The organism is Pedobacter mendelii, assembly GCF_014635725.1.
Lineage (GTDB): Bacteria > Bacteroidota > Bacteroidia > Sphingobacteriales > Sphingobacteriaceae > Pedobacter > Pedobacter mendelii.
On sequence record NZ_BMDJ01000012.1, the window covers coordinates 74,154 to 90,589 of the forward strand.

Annotated in this window: 14 protein-coding genes; 9 read left to right on the forward strand and 5 right to left on the reverse strand. The window is 35.1% G+C overall.

Translation table 11 applies throughout. The features are described from left to right. Positions 1 to 30 precede the first annotated feature (30 nt). The gene (locus tag IEV50_RS17510) at positions 31 to 1,479 is read left to right on the forward strand and encodes a M20/M25/M40 family metallo-hydrolase (protein WP_188416846.1); all 1,449 of its coding nucleotides are present in this window, start codon (positions 31 to 33) and stop codon (positions 1,477 to 1,479) included. Positions 1,480 to 1,653: 174 nt separating this feature from the next. Here the strand turns inward: IEV50_RS17510 and IEV50_RS17515 are convergent, their stop codons facing one another. Then, positions 1,654 to 2,082: a CBS domain-containing protein gene (locus IEV50_RS17515; RefSeq protein WP_188416847.1), complete on the reverse strand. Its 429-nt coding sequence runs from the start codon at positions 2,080 to 2,082 to the stop codon at positions 1,654 to 1,656. A gap of 341 nt (positions 2,083 to 2,423) precedes the next feature. Here IEV50_RS17515 and ahcY point away from each other — a divergent pair, with 341 nt between their 5' ends. Then, complete coding sequence (gene ahcY / locus IEV50_RS17520) at positions 2,424 to 3,740, forward strand: adenosylhomocysteinase (RefSeq protein ID WP_188416848.1); 1,317 nt, start codon at positions 2,424 to 2,426, stop codon at positions 3,738 to 3,740. Between the two features lie 326 nt (positions 3,741 to 4,066). Then, the gene (locus IEV50_RS17525; RefSeq protein WP_188416850.1) at positions 4,067 to 4,408 is read left to right on the forward strand and encodes a DUF6370 family protein; all 342 of its coding nucleotides are present in this window, start codon (positions 4,067 to 4,069) and stop codon (positions 4,406 to 4,408) included. A 314-nt stretch (positions 4,409 to 4,722) separates the two neighbouring features. On the opposite strand, the gene IEV50_RS17530 is transcribed toward IEV50_RS17525, so the two are convergent. Continuing rightward, a complete protein-coding gene (locus IEV50_RS17530) occupies positions 4,723 to 5,109 on the reverse strand; it encodes a GtrA family protein (protein WP_188416852.1) in 387 nt (128 codons plus the stop codon). 4 nt (positions 5,110 to 5,113) lie between these two features. Beyond that, positions 5,114 to 6,754 carry an ArnT family glycosyltransferase gene (locus IEV50_RS17535; RefSeq protein WP_188416854.1) on the reverse strand — a complete coding sequence of 547 codons (1,641 nt, stop codon included), beginning with the start codon at positions 6,752 to 6,754 and terminating at the stop codon, positions 5,114 to 5,116. An 83-nt stretch (positions 6,755 to 6,837) separates the two neighbouring features. On the opposite strand from IEV50_RS17535, the gene IEV50_RS17540 reads away from it, so the two are divergent. The 3 genes from IEV50_RS17540 to IEV50_RS17550 all read left to right on the forward strand — a co-directional run bounded on the left by IEV50_RS17540 (position 6,838) and on the right by IEV50_RS17550 (position 9,434). Then, a complete protein-coding gene (locus IEV50_RS17540) occupies positions 6,838 to 7,554 on the forward strand; it encodes a pyridoxine 5'-phosphate synthase (protein WP_123206577.1) in 717 nt (238 codons plus the stop codon). 126 nt (positions 7,555 to 7,680) lie between these two features. Continuing rightward, complete coding sequence (locus IEV50_RS17545) at positions 7,681 to 8,577, forward strand: EamA family transporter (protein WP_188416856.1); 897 nt, start codon at positions 7,681 to 7,683, stop codon at positions 8,575 to 8,577. A 293-nt stretch (positions 8,578 to 8,870) separates the two neighbouring features. Continuing rightward, positions 8,871 to 9,434, forward strand: coding sequence for a hypothetical protein (locus IEV50_RS17550; protein ID WP_188416858.1), 564 nt, complete (start codon positions 8,871 to 8,873; stop codon positions 9,432 to 9,434). 38 nt (positions 9,435 to 9,472) lie between these two features. On the opposite strand, the gene IEV50_RS17555 is transcribed toward IEV50_RS17550, so the two are convergent. Next, positions 9,473 to 10,324, reverse strand: a complete 852-nt coding sequence (locus tag IEV50_RS17555) for a hypothetical protein (RefSeq protein WP_188416860.1) — start codon at positions 10,322 to 10,324, stop codon at positions 9,473 to 9,475. 344 nt (positions 10,325 to 10,668) lie between these two features. Between IEV50_RS17555 and gcvP the strand changes: the two genes are divergently transcribed. Further along, a complete protein-coding gene (gcvP, locus tag IEV50_RS17560; RefSeq protein WP_188416863.1) occupies positions 10,669 to 13,545 on the forward strand; it encodes an aminomethyl-transferring glycine dehydrogenase in 2,877 nt (958 codons plus the stop codon). Positions 13,546 to 13,670: 125 nt separating this feature from the next. Then, on the forward strand, positions 13,671 to 14,318 hold the full coding sequence (locus IEV50_RS17565) for a carboxypeptidase-like regulatory domain-containing protein (protein WP_188416865.1): 648 nt from the start codon (positions 13,671 to 13,673) through the stop codon (positions 14,316 to 14,318). Positions 14,319 to 14,962: 644 nt separating this feature from the next. On the opposite strand, the gene IEV50_RS17570 is transcribed toward IEV50_RS17565, so the two are convergent. Then, positions 14,963 to 15,322 (reverse strand): VOC family protein, encoded by a 360-nt coding sequence (locus IEV50_RS17570; RefSeq protein WP_188416867.1) that lies wholly within the window; start codon positions 15,320 to 15,322, stop codon positions 14,963 to 14,965. Positions 15,323 to 15,693: 371 nt separating this feature from the next. On the opposite strand from IEV50_RS17570, the gene IEV50_RS17575 reads away from it, so the two are divergent. Then, complete coding sequence (locus tag IEV50_RS17575) at positions 15,694 to 16,278, forward strand: YceI family protein (protein WP_188416868.1); 585 nt, start codon at positions 15,694 to 15,696, stop codon at positions 16,276 to 16,278. Positions 16,279 to 16,436: the final 158 nt, after the last annotated feature.

The window sequence follows — 16,436 nt, forward strand, 5'->3', positions numbered from 1 at the left end:
ACGAATAAATCAACAACCAAACTTCTATTCATGAAATACCTTTTTGCATCTGCATTACTTTGCACTTCTTTTCTCGTTCAGGCTCAGGATAACTTCGGCGATGTTTTTAACAAAATAAATACTGATGTTCAGCAAAACTCTAAAGCTTATCAAACGCTTAAGTATGAAACAGAAACTATAGGTCATCGTTTAACAGGTTCGACAAATGGAGCAAAGGCGGAGCAATATGCTTTTGATTTATTAAAATCGTATGGTTGTGAAGTTAAGTTTCAACCTTTTGAAGTAGAAAGCTGGGCAAGAAAAACCATTAATTTAGAAATTGGTGCAGATAAAAGTAGTCTTGCCAAAATGAAAGCCGTTACCTTGGCGCACTCACCTGTAAGCTCTGACATAACTGGCGACGTAGTTGATGCTGGCAATGGTTTAGAAGCAGATTACCAATCAAATCCTGATAAGTTTAAAGGAAAAATTGCATTGATTTATCTTGGTGTTTTACCTGGCTCGGCAGCGGGCACAAAATCGCTGCACCGTTCAGAAAAAACAGCTATCGCAACAAAATATGGTGCTAATGGTGTAATTATAATCAATACAGTAAAAGATGGTGTTTTGTTAACTGGTACGGCTTCAGTTACAGGTAAGCTCATACCAATTCCTGCAGTTTGCATTGGCTTGGAAGATGGGATGGCTTTAAAAGAAAAGCTGAAAACACAAGCTCAGGTTGCGCACATTAACATGACTAATTTCTCTGGTTTAATTAAAGCCAGAAACGTGATTGCAACTTTTAAAGGAACTGAAATGCCGAAAGATAAAATCGTTGTTGGCGGCCATTTGGATAGTTGGGACTTGGCGACTGGAGCAATAGACAATGGCATTGGTTCTTTCGCAATTATGGATATGGCCCGTACATTTAAAAAACTAAATTTAAAAACCAAGCGAACAGTAGAATTTGTTTTGTTTATGGGTGAGGAGCAAGGTTTACTAGGTTCTAAAGCGTATGTAGAACAAGCGAAGAAAGCCGGGAATATTGGTCAGGTTAAATTTATGTTAAACTACGATATGACTAACGACCCAAAAGGATTTTCAACCTCAAGAGCGGAGATGAAGGAATTATTTACAGCATGGGGCGCAGATATTGTTAAAATTGATACCGGATTTAAAAATTTATTTAACGCGGGTGCAGGTTTGCACAGCGATCACCAGCCATTCATGTTAGCCGGAATACCTACAGGTGGTGGAGCAGGTGGAAAATTACCAAACAATTCTGGTCCGTTTTACCACTCAGATGGCGACAGCTTTAAACTTGTTGATGAACAAGGCCTAAAAAATACAGTTCGTTACAGTGCCATGTTAACGTACGCATTGGCAAATACACCCAAAATACCAGTAGGTGTACAAGGCGAAGAAGAATTAAGAGCATTCTTAGAAGCTCAAAATTTAAAAGAACCATTGACGATTGCTGGAGAATGGCGTTGGAAATAGATCTTGAAAGATTTATTGACTTTTCCTTCGGGTTGATTCCACAGATTTAGGGATTGCACTGATATTTTGCAATATTTCGAAACGGTATTGCATTGGATCTGTTTTCCCTAAACCCTAAACCCTAAACCCTAAACCCTAAACCCTAAACCCTAAACCCTAAACCCTAAACCCTAATTACCCACTAATATAGCTCTCCAATTGCGAAATGGTTTGTTTCTGATCGGCAATGATATATTTTACCAAATCGCCAATAGAAATCATTCCTTTTACTTCATCATTTTCTACGATTGGTAAGTGACGAATGTGCTTTTCAGTCATTATTTCCATGCATTTGTCGATCGTATCGCTTAATGTAATGGAAATAGGATTAGGTGTCATGACTTCTTCGATCATTGTATCTTTGGATGATTTACCTTGAAGGATGATTTTTCGAGCATAATCTCGTTCAGTAAAAATGCCCGACAGTTTCGCCTCGTCCATAACAAGCACAGCGCTAATGTTCTTATCAGTCATAACTTTTAATGCATCTAAAACTGAAATATTTTTACCAACGGAAATAATGCGGACTTGTTTGGTATCCAGCAGGTGTTTAACTGATTTCATAATTTTGTTTATTTGGTTATAACAATTTATGAAATAATTTCCTGTAAATCAATATTTTATTTTAGAGTAATGAACTTTCATAGAAATTCAATAGGGAGTTATTTAAACCTGATGGTACGAAAAGCCACTAATTTTTTCTATTGGTGCTTGTAGGGACAGCAGGACTGGAATAACATAAGCAGCACGGGTATTGCTTTTCTAAAATATAAAGAAAGAAATTACTCCATAATGTTGTTAATTTATTAGCTATTTTACAATTCACAAACCAGCTTGCGCTGTCATTTATTTGGGTTTCACAAAGCTATGTGGTAACTTTGTATCACATTTAAAAACAATAAATTATGTCATCAGTAGAGACAACTTACATCCCTTACAAAGTTAAGGACATTTCACTGGCAGAATGGGGCCGTAAAGAAATCGAATTAGCCGAAGCAGAAATGCCAGGTTTAATGAGTTTACGTAAAGAATTCGGTCCATCGCAACCGTTAAAAGGTGCTCGTATTGCAGGCTGTCTGCATATGACTATCCAAACAGCGGTATTAATCGAAACATTAACTGCATTAGGTGCCGAAGTTACCTGGTCATCTTGCAATATTTTCTCAACACAAGATCATGCTGCGGCTGCAATTGCTGCTGCTGGTATTCAGGTTTACGCCTGGAAAGGTTTAAACGAGGAAGAATTTGATTGGTGTATCGAACAAACACTTCATTTTGGACCTGAGCAACAACCATTAAACATGATTTTGGATGATGGTGGCGATTTAACCAATATGGTTTTTGATAAATATCCTGAGCTAATTGCAGCTATCAAAGGTTTATCAGAAGAAACTACAACTGGTGTTCACCGTTTGTACGAAAGAATGAAAAACGGAACATTGCACACACCAGCAATCAATGTTAATGATTCGGTAACAAAATCTAAATTTGATAACAAATACGGATGTCGCGAATCTTTAGTAGATGCAATTCGTCGTGCTACTGACATTATGATGGCTGGTAAAGTAGCTGTTGTATGTGGTTATGGCGATGTTGGTAAAGGTTCTGCAGAATCATTAAGCTCACAAGGCGTACGTGTTATTGTAACAGAAATCGACCCAATTTGTGCTTTACAAGCTGCAATGGAAGGTTACGAAGTTAAAAAATTAGCAAATGCTATTAAAGAAGCAGATATTGTTGTAACCACAACTGGTAACTGTAACATCGTTCGCGAAGAACACTTCAGAGCGTTAAAAGATAAAGCGATTGTTTGTAATATCGGTCACTTCGATAACGAAATTGATATGGCTTGGTTAAACGGAAACTACGGCGATACTAAAATCGAAATTAAACCACAGGTTGATAAATATACAATCGAAGGTAAAGATGTTATTGTTTTAGCCGAAGGTCGTTTAGTAAATCTAGGTTGTGCAACTGGTCACCCAAGTTTTGTAATGAGTGCCTCGTTTACAAACCAAACTTTAGCTCAATTAGAACTTTGGACAAACACTGCTGCTTACGAAAACAAAGTTTACGTTTTACCTAAGCATTTAGATGAAAAAGTTGCTCGTTTACACTTAGAAAAAATTGGTGTAGAGTTAGATGTTTTAGATCAATACCAAGCTGATTATATCGGTGTACCGGTAGAAGGTCCTTTTAAAGCAGATACTTACAGATACTAAAACCAAACCCCATGGGGGGCTTATAATTTTATAAAGGGATTTGCATTTTTGCATATCCCTTTTTTATTTTTTAGCCATGAAGATATCTAGCAACATTTGAGCTTATATTTTCTAATATGCCTTATATGGTTGATTTTTTTTGAAAACGATAGTAAAGTAATCCTTTGGGTAAAGCAGTCCTGCTAACCATTTCAATCTTTTTGGCAATGTCAGTGTGAGCTTAATGAAAATCTGCAACAAAAAGTATTTTCATTTTTATCAGGTTTAATTAAGTCATTACAGTAATTCTTTTGTAGATAAAACTTAGATTTGAAAAAAAGACATCAATGAAAAATTTAATATTTTCTTTCCTAATCGGCATGTGTGCAATAGGTGGATTTGCGCAAACAGTTCCAAATCAAAAAGCTTCTTCGAAATTAATTTCCACGCAAATTGTAGAAATTGCCTGTGGCGAGTGTCAGTTCAAAATGAAAGGAAAAGATTGCGAACTAGCTGTTAAAATTGATGGTAAGCCATACTTTGTTGATGGAAAAGGTATTGATGATTTTGGTGACGCGCATGGCGAACATGGTTTTTGTAATGCTGTAAGCAAGGCAGAAGTAACAGGAGAAATTGTTAACAATCGTTTTAAAGCAAAAGAAATAAAGTTATTGCCTACGAAGAAATAACTTATTAAAAAGTTTATAATCTTCTTATAAGTAGGTAAATCTACCTCTCGATAATTAACACATTAGCTAAAAATGTTCTTAAATGTCTTAGGTGGTAAAATTCGTTTGTAACGTATACATATTATCATTCATCAAAAAATCAAACACTTATTAAAACTTTTCTAGTTTAGTTCAAATCCGTTATCTTTACTGTAACGCAATGAACAAAGAAAAGCTAAAATTTTGGTTTAAGCGGGTGGGGTTAGTCGGGTTTTTATTCTTCCTTATTAAAGGATTAGTATGGCTTGTTGTGTTTTATTTTATTGGCAAAAACGTTACTTAAACGTAAACAACATATTCGCCAAAAAATTCCACACAAAAACAATAACAATTGCAAAAAACTTCGCTACATAAAAATTTGTTCCATTTTTACGCTGGTGAAATAGATAAATTATCAGCGTATTTAAAGCCAATCCAATTAAACTCACTGCCAGAAATTTACTAAATTCAGTTCCCCAGTGTGCATTGGTGCTTTGGAAAGTCCATATACGGTTAATTAAGTAGTTGTTAGTTACAGCTAATATAAACCCAATCGCATTAGAAACATATTTATTAATCTTAATCTTTTCTTTGCATAACCATGTTGCTCCAAAATCAATTGCCATTCCGAGCAAACCTGTTAAGCCAAACTTTATAATGCGAAAAAATAAATCCGTATTCATACCGCTAATGTATTTTAACCAAATAAAAATGCTCCAGAACCTGTGGGCGTGTTTTTGAATTTAAAAATTTCCCAGTTAGTTTAGTAATGTGGAAGTAGTTAAACGATTTCAAAACTTCCGCATGGTACTCCTTTTTTAGTTTCGATAACTCTGCTTCGGGTACATAAATTACCAAATCTTTTATAGCCTTATTTTTATCTAAATCTCCATAATTATAAAAGTATTTTACTTCCCCGGGAGCATAAAAATCAAAAGAAAAAGCATCAATATAATTTAAAACAGCAGGTTTTGCCGTAGGATAATTTTCTTTTAACCAGTTTCCTGCATGCATGCCTGATTGATATTTCAAAATTGCAGGGTAGAAGAACACAAAAAGAAATATCATTAAGCCAACAGATAAAAGTGCGCTTCTGGCGATGATGGTTTCGAGCTTTACACCTTTGAAAACTAGAAATGCAGTGGCTAAAGCGATCAGTAAAATACCAATGATTAGATAAGGATTTTCAAATCCGTAGAAATAAGCCAATGTAGAAAGTAAAGCTATTACCAGAATGAAAATTAAATTCTGAATAATGAAGAATGTTTTTAAGCCTTTGCCTTCGAGTTTTCTTAAGTATAAGGCCGTAATAATGGAAAACTGAGGAAAAATAATTAGTATGTAATGTGGCAATTGAAATTTAGAAAGCGAAAAGATTAAAAAGGTAACTGCTGCACTTGCCCAAATCATAATGCTTTCAGGTGCTAAATTTTCTCTGTTTTTATTTTTAAAAAGATTTACAACTGCTGTATAAAATAATATCGACCAAGGCAAGAAAGCCCAAAGCGTGGTATGCAAAAAGAAGGAAATATCGCCTTTACCTTTAATAGGTCCGTTGTTAAAAAATCGACCGAATTGACTATCCCAAAAGAAAAATTTTAATCCAGAAACCCCAGTTCTGTTGAAAACAACTTTCTCGGGATGCATATCAAACTGTGTATAAAGTGCATATAATTCTGGGGTAATAAAAACCAAAATTAGCAATATGGCGATGTACCATTTCGGATTTATCAACTGCTTATACTGTTTGGTAAATAGCCAGTAAATGATAAAGCCTGCAAAAACAGGTATTAGTACAAAAATTCCCTTTATAAGTATTGCACAAGCGGCAAAAAAAGAACCTGCAACAACATGCCAAAAAGAATACTTATGTGCTTTGTAAAAGTGATAAATCGAAGCAAGAGTAAAAGTAGTGATATAAATTTCTGCCCTTACATCAAATGTAGACGTGATAATATGAAGCGCACTTAGAAAAATCAAAGCACTAATAAGTGCGATTTTTTCATCATAAATACCTCTCGCCAATTTATATAAATACCAGGCACCAAGTAATCCAAAAAGAAATGAGGGTAGCTTGAAAGCGAATGATGAAATACCGAAAATTTTAAAAGATACTGCACTAATCCAAAACGTTAAATGTGGCTTGTCTAACCAATCTGCCCCGCGACCATAAAGATTAAACCAATCGTGATGTAGTATGATGTTTTTAGACATGGATGCATAAAGCGCACCATCAGGCTCCATAACACCGCTAAATAGTGCAGGAATACTCGCTAAGGCAAGTAAAACAATTAAAAGTTTATATAAAAAGGTGTCTTTTATCTTCATTTGCTGCAAACAAATATGAGCAAAAAAAAGTCAAATTTATTTAACGTTCCGTATTAATAAAGGCAAAGCCATATCTTTGCGGCATGACAAAGTTATCGGTTAACATCAATAAAATTGCCACATTACGTAACAGTCGTGGCGGCAATAATCCTGATTTAGTTAAAGTTGCGCTGGATTGTGAGGCTTTTGGTGCGCAGGGAATTACGGTACATCCACGTCCCGATGAACGTCACATCCGCTACCAGGATGTTTACGATTTAAAAGCTGCCATTGCTACTGAATTTAATATTGAAGGCAATTGCAAAGAGGATAAATTTGTTGATTTGGTGCTTGCAAATAAACCGGCTCAGGTTACATTGGTCCCCGATGCTGAAGGTCAAATCACATCAAATCACGGTTGGGATACGATTAAACATAAAGATTATTTAAAGGAAATGGTTGCCGTTTTCCAAAAGGAAGGTATTCGGGTTTCTATTTTTGTTGACCCGGTTGTAGAAATGGTAGAAGGTGCCGCCGAAACAGGAACGGATAGAATTGAGTTATACACCGAGGCTTATGCGCATAATTATTTTGGTGATAGAGAAAAGGCTATTGTAAATTACATTGCTGCAGCTCACCATGCAAATCATTTAAATTTAGGTATTAATGCTGGGCATGATTTGGACTTACATAACCTTCATTACTTTGCTCAAAGCATTCCGGGTTTGCTAGAAGTTTCTATTGGACATGCTTTAATCAGCGATGCGCTTTATTTGGGACTTGAAACCACTATTCAAAAATATTTACAACAACTAGTTTAGTTTTTAACCGCAAAGACCGCAAAGGATTGTGACGCAAAGTAACGCAAAGTTAGGTGCTCGGTTGTATTTCAGCTTTGCCTTACTTTCGGGTTAACCTAGTGGTCTTTGCGGTTAATTCTTTAATATATGCTAAAAGGAATTCTCCTTGTTTTTTTTGGTGCCTGCAGTTTCGGCATCCTTTCTACTTTTGTTAAACTTGCTTACCGCGATGGTTATACACTTGGCGATGTTACCGGTGCTCAGGCTTTTTTTGGTGCAGTAATTTTGTGGGTTTTATTTTTCTTTCAAACCAAAACATCAGTTTATAAATCAAGAGAGATTAAAATAAAAACCCCTTGGTGGAAAATGATTTTAGCCGGAACTTGTACTGGGTTAGTCAGTATTTTTTATTACCAGTGTGTAAAGCTGGTTCCCAATTCTGTTGCTATAATATTATTGATGCAATTTATCTGGATGAGTATTTTGATGGAGTATGTCATATTCAAAAAGAAACCAACGGTTATACAATTACTTTCGATTCTTTTAGTTTTAGGTGGAACGGTTTTAGCCAGCGGAATGATAGAAACCAGTATTGAAAGTTTAAATTTAACAGGAATAGGATTTGGCTTGTTGGCTGCAATAGCTTACGCAGGATTTTTAATGTTAAGTGGTAAAATTGGGAATGAATATCCGCCTTTGCAGAAAAGTGCTTTAATGATAACGGGAGCCTGTATCTTAATCTTCATAATTTTCCCTCCAGCATTTCTTTTTAATGGAGCACTAAATGGAAGTTTATTAAAATGGGGATTAATAATTTCAGTTTTTGGAACAGTAATTCCACCATTATTTTATGCTGAAGGTGTTCCTCGTATTGGTACAGCATTAAGTTCTATCTTAAGTGCAGCAGAATTGCCTGTGGCCGTAATGATGGCGGGTTTTGTGCTGCAAGAGCAGGTTTCTTTTTTACGGTGGGTTGGCGTATGTGTGATTTTATCGGCAATGGTTATCCCAAATCTGAAGTATTTAAGGAAGAAAAATATTTAACCGCAAAGTTCGCAAAGTTGAAAGCGCAAAGTTGATTGCTTAATGAGCAACCACAAAAAACACCGAGTAAAGGCACAAAGCGCATGAATTTTTGTACCAATATGCAATGTATTTAATAATTATTAAAATAATCTGCGAATCTGTGGCAAAGACTAAATTAATTACTTTTTGTCTCAGTAAAAATCTCTATGGCCTCGGTGGTAAAAATAATCGTTTTTTCCTTTGCGAAAAACTTAGCGTTCTTTGCGGTTGAAATAAAAATTAAATACCTTTAAAACACAAAACATACACAAATGAAAAAACTTACTTTTTATATTTTATCTATACTTATTATCGGCTTTGCTGGATGTACAACTAAAACCACTATTAACCAGGATGAGGCCGGTTCTGTGATAACAGATTATTTAAAAGCAAACCCTGAATATAAAACGACAAGGTTTAATTTTGGTGAAATAAAATTTAGTAGTAAAAGCGATAAAGCAGATTTAGCAAAATATAAAACTTTAGAAAGTAAAGGAATGGTAACGCTTAGTTTAAAAGAAGCGAATAAGAAATTTTTATCAAAAGATAGTAGTTTCGTTTATCAGATAACTTTAACTGAAAAAGCAAGTCCGTTGGTTTTGAAACAGGATGAGGATAAAGCAACTGTAAAAGTTGTAGAATATGTTTTAGCTGATGAAAAGCCTGTCGATTTTTCTCAGGTTAATTCAAGTACATCGAAAGTAACGGTTTCACTAAAAAAAGTAAATACAGATTTTGCTCCATTTGATAAGGATGCGAGTGAAAACAGCAACTTTATTACTAAAACTTATAAGCTTAAGTTGAGTAAAGATGAGGGTTGGAAAGTTCAAAAATAGTTATTGAGCATTAAGGCTATAATAAAAACAATGCTTTTTTAGCCTTTCTTTTTGGTAAACCAATTTTTAAACTTTTTAAAAATATCTTCTTTTTTAGCTTTTGGCTTTCCATCATGCGTTAAATTATTATCGTAATGGTCTTGCAATTCAGTAGCATATTTTTTGTGTTCCGCTTTTCCCTTATTAAGCAATTTAACGTAGTCTAGAACATTAAAATTTAATGTGCTATTAAACGAAACTGCATGATACTCACTTCGTTTTACGGGCTGATTGTTTACATTAATTTCTGCAGAACCGTTTTCTGAGAAGTAATCAATATGAAAAATTTGTGGATTAAGCTTTTTTAAACGCTTTGTTGCTCTTCTTTCGTTTCTCCATGGATGTTCGTTTTTATAAAGTTGAGCCAATAAATAATCTTTTCTCCAAAGCGTAACCTGGTGCGACATTAAAAAATCAGATTTCCGATTGTCCACTTCAGAAACATTAAATCCTTCAATATAATTGTCGATTGGTTTAGTTTTATAAACATCAGAACTATGCAGTTTCACATGCTTCCAATCGTTTTTAATAGCCTGGTCAAATAGCTCTGTAAAAAATTTCCGATTTACAGGCTTACTTAACCACATATCTTCTTGAAAATAAAGAATGTAATCTTCTTCTATTTTATTTTTTAATAAGAAAGCTAGTCGGTCTGCCCATGCTCCACTGCCCGATTTAATATTCTCAAAGCCATTAATTTTAACATCCAACGCTTCGGTTGCGAAATAATAATTGCCAGGAATTTTAAAATCCCAATGTGCTGAAAAAAAGTAATCAAAGCCTTGGAACAGAAATTCATACCTGTCGCAAGCATGAACTAAAATAGCAACATTGGTTTTTTTTGAACTCATAGAACTTTATGACTCTGATATTTTTCAAAGGTAATAAAACTGCGTTTACAACGCATTCGAATATTACAACATTAGTTCTTTTAAATTAACAATTTTTAAACATAAAAAGAGTGAGTGTATTTGATTTTCTGCATCAAAGTATTAAAGAGGGTTTGAAACTATTTACTACCTTTTAAAACCACACATTTAAAAAGTATTTAAAACAATCGTTTGCTTTAAACAATTATAATTTTGAAGTAAAATCATATCAATTGACCCCTCTCCATAGATGATTTTTACATAGCGTTATGACTTAAAACCATAACGAAATTCCTACCTTTGCGGCATCTTATTATTCACATAGCATGAGCTTAAACATCCACTACAAAGAAGAGTTTCAGAATCGACATATTGCGCCAAATCAAGAAGATACTGAAGCAATGTTGCATACCGTTGGCGTAAATTCGATTGATGAATTGATTGACCAAACTGTTCCGGCAACAATTAGATTGAAGCAGCCGTTGAATTTGCCTGCTGCAAAATCGGAAACTGAATATCTTAGTGCTTTAAAACAAACTTCGTTGTTAAATAAAGTTTTTAAAAGCTTTATCGGGCAAGGTTATTACGATACGATTACTCCAGGTGTAATTTTGCGTAATGTTTTCGAAAATCCGGGATGGTACACTCAATATACGCCTTACCAGGCAGAAATTGCCCAAGGTCGTTTGCAGGCATTATTAAATTTCCAAACGATGGTTATCGATTTAACTGGAATGGAAATTGCCAATGCATCACTTTTAGATGAAGGTACAGCTGCGGCTGAGGCAATGTTTATGCAATATAGTTTGCGTAAAAACCAGGCTGCGAAAAAGTACTTCGTTTCAGAATTGGTTTTTCCACAAACGATAGATATTTTAAAAACCCGTGCTAACCCTTACAGCATTGAACTGGTCATCGGAAGTCATTTGGATTTCATTGCTACTGAAGATTTCTTCGGGGCGATTGTTCAATATCCGGCAGGAAATGGCGAGGTTTTCGATTATAAAAATTTTGCTTCAGAATTACACAATCAAAATATTAAATTAACAGTTGCAGCTGATATTTTAAGTCTAACATTATTAACTCCCCCAGGTGAATGGGGTGCTGATGTTGTTGTAGGTACTACTCAACGTTTTGGTATCCCTATGGGATTTGGTGGTCCTCATGCTGCATTTTTTGCTACTAAAGAAGAATACAAACGTAATATTCCAGGTCGTATTATCGGTGTAACCATTGATAGCCATGGTGATTATGCTTTACGTATGGCTTTGCAAACCCGCGAGCAACACATCCGTAGAGATAAAGCAACATCAAACATTTGTACTGCTCAAGCATTATTGGCCATTATGGCTGGTTTTTATGCTGCTTATCATGGTCCGAAAGGTTTAAAAGCCATTGCAGAACGTACGCATGGTTTGGCCATCAGCTTAGCATCAACCATTAAAAATTTAGGTTATGAGCAATTAAGTTCTGTTTATTTCGATACCATTCGTTTCGAATTAGGCGATTTAAAAGCTGGTATTCAATCGGGTTGTATTGATAACGAAATCAATTTAAATTATTCGGGTAGTGTAGTCAGCATTTCTGTTGATGAAACCACCACCTTTGAAGACGTTGCTTTAATTGCTAAAATATTTGCTAAAGTTAAAGCTATAGCCGCTGATGAAGTTGAGGTTGTAGAAAATGTAGAAACTGTTATTCCGACTGAGTTACAACGTACTTCTGCCTATTTAGCACATCCGGTTTTCAATTCGCACCATTCTGAACATGAAATGTTGCGATATATAAAATCGTTAGAGGGGAAAGATTTATCGCTTTGCCATTCGATGATTGCTTTAGGTAGCTGCACTATGAAATTAAATGCAACTGCAGAAATGATTCCGGTTACCTGGTCTCATTTCGGTCGCATCCATCCATTTGCTCCTGCCGACCAAGTATTAGGTTATTATTCCGTTTTTAACGAATTGGATAAGTGGTTAAGCGAAATTACAGGTTTTGCGGCCATGAGTTTGCAACCAAATGCAGGTGCTCAGGGCGAATACGCTGGTTTAATGGTTATCCGTGCTTATCACCACGATAGAGGCGATTTCCATCGTAACGTAGCTTTAATTCCTGCATCAGCTCATGGTACAAATCCTGCATCTGCAGCAATGGCCGATATGAAAATTGTTGTCGTAAAATCTTTAGAAAACGGCAATATAGATGTTGAAGATTTAAAAGCAAAAGCAGAATTACATAAAGAAAACTTATCCTGTTTGATGGTAACTTATCCATCAACTCACGGGGTATTCGAAGAAAGTATTATCGAAATTTGCGAAACCATTCACGCTAATGGCGGCCAAGTTTACATGGATGGTGCGAACATGAATGCACAAGTTGGTTTAACCAGCCCGGCTAATATTGGCGCCGATGTTTGCCATTTAAATTTGCACAAAACTTTCTGTATTCCTCACGGTGGTGGTGGTCCTGGTATGGGTCCAATCGGCGTGGCTAAACATTTGGTTCCTTATCTTCCTGGTCACACCGTGGTTGATATCGATAAAGGAAAATCCATTTCTGCGGTTTCTTCTGCTCCCTGGGGTTCTGCATCAATTTTGATAATTTCTCATGCTTACATCGCTATGATGGGGGCAGAGGGATTAACCAATGCAACCAAATACGCAATTTTAAATGCAAACTACATGAAAGCCCGTTTGGAGCATCACTATCCGGTGTTGTATTCTGGTGCTCAGGGACGTTGTGCACACGAAATGATTTTAGATTGCCGCTCATTCAAAGCTTTTGGAATCGAAGTTACGGATATCGCTAAGCGTTTAATGGATTATGGTTTCCATGCACCTACGGTTTCATTCCCGGTTGCAGGAACTTTAATGGTTGAGCCTACAGAATCTGAACCTAAACATGAGTTAGATCGTTTCTGTGATGCCTTAATCGCGATTAAAAAAGAAGTAGATGAAGTAGAAAACGGAACTTTCGATAAGATAGACAACCCATTAAAAAATGCACCTCATACAGTTTCAGTAATTACAGCAAACGATTGGGAGCATGCATATAGCCGACAAACAGCAGCTTTTCCATTGCCTTATGTGTTAGAGCGTAAGTTCTGGCCATCAGTTGGTCGTGTTAACGATAGCCACGGCGATAGGTCACTGATTTGTGCTTGTCCGCCGGTAGAAAGTTATTTGGAAGAAATAGTACCTTAGTATAATAGATTCATTCAGAGAGTTTTAATTCTTGGTTGTTCCTTTTTAGGGTTTGCCAAGAATTAAAAATCTTTCTGGCAGTTGGCATTGTTTTTGCATTTATCATCCAATAAAATATATTGATAATGAAAAAGATAATTTGCCTGATTGCATTGAGTGCAAGTTGTTATACAGCTCTAGCACAGTATGTAGAGCCTGAAAAAGCAGAAAAAGATGAGATAAAAAGAAAAGCTAGTGAAGTTATAACTTACCCTTCAATAAAATTCGATTCATTACAAACTAAAAATGCATTGATAGAAGGAAAGGGAAAAATAACTGGGGTTGCTTTTACACGTCCGAGGAGTACTTATGGGGCAAATAATCCCCCAAGAAAAATTTTAGCGACAAAAGTTAAAATTCGACTCTATCCTGTAACACCTTATTTTGAAGAATATTATAAGCTATGGAAAGACAAAAGCAAAAATAATCCCAAGAAAAATAAATATGTATTAATGGCTGATAAAGCTTTACGTTTACGATTAGAAGCAATAACCAATAGTTCAGGCGAATTTACTTTTCCCAATATGAAGCCAGGTAAATATTATTTATGTACAAACGTTGAATATTCTCTTGATTACAGTGTTAAAGAATATGCAGGAAGTGGTTATGGTACCTACGGAACAATAGATTATTATAAGTCAGAAAATTATGGCAAAGGCTACAATGATTTTTTAGAGGGGTTTGTTGAGGTAAACGCAGATGGTCAAACTGCGATGATAAATTTGAAAAATTAAAATTTATAGAAAAATATTAAATCAATAAAAATTAATTTATCTGCAAGTTTTGTAAATTCATTTTCATAAAGCTTGCAGATTTTTTATTTAAGCGGTTTACTATCCCCTCTGGAGGTGGCAAGGGGGAGGAGTTTAAACATTAGGTTGGTGTCTTCACGAATCAATCATCTGCAAGTTCTATGAATTCATTTTTATAGAACTTGCAGATTTTTTTTTGGAAATGAATGTTCTGTTTTTTATCGGGAATCGCAGTCCCGCCATTCACTATAATTCCCGAAGAAAACTCGGGGCTGCCGCTACTGTCAGGTTTAAAAACAAAGGTTGGTTAATAGCCTAAACATTAACTATACATTGCAATACTGATCTTTTCTTGCAAATCGCTATCTGCACCATGTATCCCCCTCTGGAGGGGGCAGGGGGAGGATTTTATTTAATATTCTTTTAAATATTATACCTCAAAGATTTTAGAATTTAAGCTTACAGTTTTTGGAAATGAACGTTCAGTATTTTATCGGGATCTGCAGTCCTGCCATTCGCTGTAGCCCTCATTGAAAAAATTCGGGGCTGTCCGCTTCTGTCAGGTTTAAAAACAACGGTAATAGCCTAAACTATAACAATTAATTATTGATAGGAAAATCAGAGCCTTATTTAAACTCTCCAAAATGCCATAAATTGCCAGCTGGGTCATGCAAGAAACACTCATTACCCCAATCTTCATATTTGATTGGCGATAGTTTAACCTTATATTTAGTTGTTAAATCCAAAGCCGATAATTCATTGTAAAATCGATTCACATCATCAACTTCCATAAATATCATGGTATTTTCAATCCAATCTTTTACATAGGCATCTTGCAAATAGAAAGCCATATTCCTAGTTTTAAAAACCGACATTTGGTTGCCTAAGGTAACTTCTTCAAAACCTAAGTCACGGTAGAAATTTCTTGATGTTTCAAAGTCTTTAGCGCCTATAAAAGGCCGTATTGATTTTGCGTTGTGGTTCATTCTTGACTAAATTATACAACTAAGATAGGCGGTTTTTTTTGCATCTTAAAACTCGAAATAGCAGCACAACATTAATTTTTTAAACGGGATTGAAATGGTATCATTTTTTGTTACTAATTTTAAAGTTTTCAATAATGTCGTTAACAAAAAATATTAAATGTAAAGCCCGACTACCGACAATTTAATTTGTGAATTTGCTTTCCAGAAACTCCGTAACAAATTTATATTTAAATACATTAAACCTTATTGCTATAAACACAGTCAATTAGATTTAAACAAAATCCGACTATTTTTGAAAAAGTTAACATAGGTCAATAAGAGAATGTCGGTTGTTAATCTATATTTGTATCACAAAATTAAAAAACCAGAAAATGAAATTAAAAATCTCTTCAATCTTTTTATTAGTTGCAGTTGTGTCTTTATCAGCTTTTACGACTATTAAACCAGTTGCTTACACAGTAGATGCAGCAAAATCAACCATTACCTGGATTGGTAAAAAAGTAACTGGTTCTCATAATGGAACAATTGCTTTACAGTCAGGAACTTTAAACGTTGATGGTAAAAAAGTAACAGGCGGTACTTTCACTATTGATATGGCCTCTCTTAAAGATGCTGATGGTAGTGCTAAATTAGAAGGACATTTAAAAGCAGATGATTTCTTCGGTGTTGCTAAATTCCCTACTTCAACTTTCGTAATTACTAAAGTTGCAGGCTCAGGTACTAATCTAACAGTAACAGGAAATTTAACAATCAAAGGTATATCTAAACCATTAAGCTTCCCTGCAACCGTTGCAGTAAATGCTGATGGTACAGTTTCTGCATTAGCGGGTAAAATTACTGTAGATAGAACTAAATATGATATTCGTTACGGTTCAAAATCTTTCTTCGATAGCATTGGCGACAAAGCAATTGACGATAACTTCGAATTAGCTGTTAAATTAGTAGCTAAAAAATAATTTTCCACGTCTCGGAAAAATGTTAAAGGTCTCGATGGAAATCGGGACCTTTTGTTGTTATATATTTTTTATCATGTAAGAAATTTGAGCTTCATGTAAGCTTACATTATCTTAAATCTTATATGGTTATAATTTTTTAAACTTTAACATTTTCGAAA